We start from the raw sequence: 3,729 nt of genomic DNA on the forward strand, positions 1-3,729 counted from the left end.
ATTTTCGTCGATGGGCTTTTTTGACGCTGCGGATACAGAAATCCTGTTCGAGATGAAATGCCTCCGCTCCTCAAACAAAAGGTATGCACTGCCGGTCGCAACCGTCTCCAAGGAAAGCCGTTACACCAAAAAACACCAACCCCGTAAAGAGCTGGTGTCATGATAGAGAGTCTTACTTATCGAGTTTTCCGACGGTAATTTCTTCGACGCGGTTATTTTCGACTTCGATGTCGATACCGAGGTCCGACCGGCCGGTGACGTAATAGATGTAATGATCGTCCCGAACGGCATCTGGTTCGCCGTAGATCGTTTCGACTTCGGCAATATCCATGCCGACATGGACGCCGTCCGCCGTAGCCCAGCCATTATTGGCCGAGACTTCAATTTGATGGACGCGGTTGTATTTTAAGTCGATGGAGACAGAGTTTCCGTATTCATATTCCGTATCTTCCGTAGCCCGTTCTTTTTCCATGTGAACGTCTACTTTGGTCGGCATGCCGTACATCGAGCGGATGACCGAGCTTTCGGCATCGAAAGGAATGCCGCCGATGCGCAGGGCCGACTGCGGGACCGACGCAAAAGCCGCCGTAGCAGCTACGGTCGTCAACGCCAAGGTCAGGCCAAAGATTTTCCACATTTTCATCGCGATTACCTCACTTTATCAACGGATTGCAATTATTGAATAGTTTTATGTCATTTTAACACAGTTCGTATCATAAATCAAACGGATGGTCTTTCGCAAGCGGACCGAAGTCCTTAGCAGCCCACCCTTAGCCTTGGGCTTTCGCCGTCACACTGCGGCTCAGGACCAAACCGACAGCGATGACGCCGACAGCCAGGAAGATCTGAATGGCCAAGGGAGCCCAGGCGCCGACGGAGGACTCGATCATGGGGCCCAGGATTTTGTCGTGGCCGATCATAGAGCCTGCCGTCCAACCGAGAAGGCCGGCACCGGCGTAGAGGATGACCGGGAAGCGGTCCATGAGGCGGCCGATGATGGTACTGCCGCCGACGATGATGGGGATGCTGACTAAGAAGCCGATAGCGACTAAGAGGAAGCTGCCGTGGGAGGCGCCGGCAATAGCCAGGACGTTGTCGACCCCCATGGCGGCGTCAGCGATGATGATCGTCTTGATAGCGCCCATGAGGTTATCCGAGGCTTTGACGTCGTCGTGATGTTCTTCCGGAACGAGGAGCTTCACCGCAATGGGCAGCAGGATCAGGCCGCCGATGACCTGCAGATACGGAATGGTCAACAGCCATACGGCAATGAAAGTCATGATCAGCCGAATGATGACGGCCCCGGCCGTACCGATGAGGATGGCCTTTTTGCGCAGGGCCGGCGACAGCTTATTGGCTGCCATGGCGATGACGACGGCATTGTCACCGCCGAGAAGGATGTCCAGCAGAATGATCGTTCCTAAAGCCGTAAAGAATTGCATTGAAAACAGTTCCATTATAATTTCTCTCCTACTTTCTGTGAATAAAACAAAAGAGACTTCCGCATGGTATCAGTCGAGCTGGTATCATGCGAAAGTCTCACCTATTGCAAGAGCAATGCTGCCACCAGCCGGTCAATAACGGCACGATGTTGATGGACAACTGAGGGTTACTCCCCTTCGCTATTTTATTACGAAATTAGTATAGCAGAAGGATACTCTTTTTGTCAAGATTCCCATCGGCCATCGATTGCCATCTCCCATATTTATATTAAAACTATTTATGCTATAATAAGAACATGCATACATATTGGAGGTGTTATCTATGAATACAACGACTATCGGCTTTATCGGAACGGGCGTCATGGGAACGGGCATGATCCGCAACCTGAAAAAAGCCGGCTTCCCGGTCAACATTTATACGCGCACGAAAAGCAAGGCCGACGCCCTCATCGCCGAAGGCTGCCAGTGGTTCGACTCGCCGGCTGCCGTCGCTTCTGCGTCGGACGTCGTCATTTCCATCGTCGGCTATCCGAAAGACGTGGAAGAAGTCTATTTTGGCGATAACGGCATCTTAAAGGGGAAAAAAGGCGGCACCGTCATCGACATGACGACGTCGAGCCCGTCTTTGGCCAAAGAAATTTACCACAAAGCCAAATCCCTGGGCATCGATGCCCTCGATGCTCCCGTCTCCGGCGGTGACGTCGGCGCGAAAAACGGGACCCTGGCCATCATGGTCGGCGGCGAAGAAGCAGCCTTTGACGCCATGAATGCCGTCTTCTCGGCCATGGGCAAGACCTTGACTTACTTTGGCCCTGCCGGCAGCGGCCAGTACGCCAAGATGAGCAACCAGATCGCCATTGCGTCCAACATGATGGGCGTCTGTGAAGCCATTGCCTACGCCCAAAAGAGCGGCCTGGACCCTGAAAAAGTCATCGCCACCCTCTCGTCCGGCGCTGCCGGTTCCTGGTCCCTGGCCAATTTGGCACCGCGGATGGTAAAAGGCGATACGGCCCCCGGTTTTTACATCAAGCACTTCATTAAAGACATGCGCATCGCCCTCGAATCGGCTGCCGAAATGAACCTCGACCTGCCGGGCCTGACTCTGGCCAAGAAGCTCTACGACAAACTGGCTGCCGACGGCATGGAAGACTGCGGCACCCAAGCCCTCTTCCAGTGGTACGCAAATCAGAAATAGGCCTTTCTCATCTGAAAAGGCATGCAAAGGAGGTGACCGCTGTCATGGCGGCATCATCGAAGAAACTCTATGGTATGAAAGAAGCCTGTGAGCAGACGGGCCTTCCTTATGAAACCTTAAAATACTACTGCAATACGGGCCTCGTGCCCAACGTCAAGCGGTCGGACAATAACCGCCGCGTCTTCAACGACCACGACATCGCCTGGATCAAGAGCCTGACCTGCTTAAAAAAATGCGGCATGACCATCGAAGAAATGAAACAGTACCTGGCCTACTGCCTGCAGGGTCCCGATTCCATTCCCGTCCGCAAGATCATGCTCGATAAGAAGTTGACCCTCCTTGAGGAAAAGCTCCAAGAAGTCCGGGAATCCATCGACTACATCCATTGGAAACAGAATTTTTACGACGAAGTCACGTCGGGAAAACGAGTCTATACCAGCGATTTACTGCCCGAATACAACGACGATGACGAATAAATCATCTTCCATTAGAACCGTCCGTATTCGCCAATGAGGAGAAAAACCTTGCATATCATCGAAATCAAAGACCGAACCCCGGAATTGACGGAAAAACTGCTCTCCGTCTGGGAAAGCTCCGTCCGGGCGACCCATCTCTTTTTACCGCCCGGCGCCATCGAAGCCATTAAAGCCTTCGTCCCCCAGGCCCTGGCCGTCGTGCCCAAGCTGATCATCGCCGAAGACGACAACGGCTCTCCCTTAGGATTTTTGGGAATTGACGATAAAAAGGTCGAAATGCTCTTCGTCGCTGACGAACACCGCAGCCGCGGCATCGGCTCGGCACTTCTCGGCTACGGCATCGAACAGTACGGCGTCAACGACTTGGCCGTCAATGAGCAGAATCCCTTAGCCAAGGGATTTTACGAACACTTGGGATTCATCGTCTATAAGCGGACGGAATTCGACGAACAGGGACATGCCTACCCCCTGCTCTACATGAAGCGGTCCTAAAGACCGTCAACATCCACCACAGAAGAGACCTTCTAAGATTCACTGTGAAGCGAACCTTAGGAGGTCTTTTTTCATGGAAACGCACCGTCGATTTGCCGGCGTGCCGTGATTTCATCACTTAGGC

At 52.9% G+C, this 3,729-nt stretch carries 5 protein-coding genes; 3 read left to right on the forward strand and 2 right to left on the reverse strand.

Annotated elements, in window-relative coordinates:
- Nucleotides 1–172: 172 nt before the first annotated feature.
- Both TX77_RS05745 and TX77_RS05750 read right to left on the reverse strand, forming a co-directional pair.
- Nucleotides 173–643 (reverse strand): hypothetical protein, encoded by a 471-nt coding sequence (locus tag TX77_RS05745; RefSeq protein ID WP_044503839.1) that lies wholly within the window; start codon nucleotides 641–643, stop codon nucleotides 173–175.
- 127 nt (nucleotides 644–770) lie between these two features.
- The gene (locus TX77_RS05750; RefSeq protein ID WP_049917305.1) at nucleotides 771–1,457 is read right to left on the reverse strand and encodes a TerC family protein; all 687 of its coding nucleotides are present in this window, start codon (nucleotides 1,455–1,457) and stop codon (nucleotides 771–773) included.
- Nucleotides 1,458–1,764: 307 nt separating this feature from the next.
- Between TX77_RS05750 and TX77_RS05755 the strand changes: the two genes are divergently transcribed.
- From TX77_RS05755 to TX77_RS05765, 3 genes are read left to right on the forward strand one after another with little or no spacing between them, the layout of a single operon-like run.
- On the forward strand, nucleotides 1,765–2,637 hold the full coding sequence (locus TX77_RS05755) for an NAD(P)-dependent oxidoreductase (protein WP_044503841.1): 873 nt from the start codon (nucleotides 1,765–1,767) through the stop codon (nucleotides 2,635–2,637).
- A 44-nt stretch (nucleotides 2,638–2,681) separates the two neighbouring features.
- Nucleotides 2,682–3,113: a MerR family transcriptional regulator gene (locus tag TX77_RS05760; RefSeq protein ID WP_044503842.1), complete on the forward strand. Its 432-nt coding sequence runs from the start codon at nucleotides 2,682–2,684 to the stop codon at nucleotides 3,111–3,113.
- Between the two features lie 48 nt (nucleotides 3,114–3,161).
- Nucleotides 3,162–3,605, forward strand: a complete 444-nt coding sequence (locus tag TX77_RS05765; RefSeq protein WP_044503843.1) for a GNAT family N-acetyltransferase — start codon at nucleotides 3,162–3,164, stop codon at nucleotides 3,603–3,605.
- Nucleotides 3,606–3,729 lie beyond the last annotated feature (124 nt).

The sequence above is a fragment of the Megasphaera massiliensis genome, from assembly GCF_000455225.1.
GTDB lineage: Bacteria > Bacillota > Negativicutes > Veillonellales > Megasphaeraceae > Megasphaera > Megasphaera massiliensis.

Bases quoted from the DNA above. Each gene is read 5' to 3' on its own strand.
- TX77_RS05745 (WP_044503839.1), bottom strand. From the start codon at position 643: ATGAAAATGTGGAAAATCTTTGGCCTGACCTTGGCGTTGACGACCGTA.
- TX77_RS05755 (WP_044503841.1), top strand. From the start codon at position 1,765: ATGAATACAACGACTATCGGCTTTATCGGAACGGGCGTCATGGGAACG.
- TX77_RS05760 (WP_044503842.1), top strand. From the start codon at position 2,682: ATGGCGGCATCATCGAAGAAACTCTATGGTATGAAAGAAGCCTGTGAG.
- TX77_RS05750 (WP_049917305.1), bottom strand. From the start codon at position 1,457: ATGGAACTGTTTTCAATGCAATTCTTTACGGCTTTAGGAACGATCATT.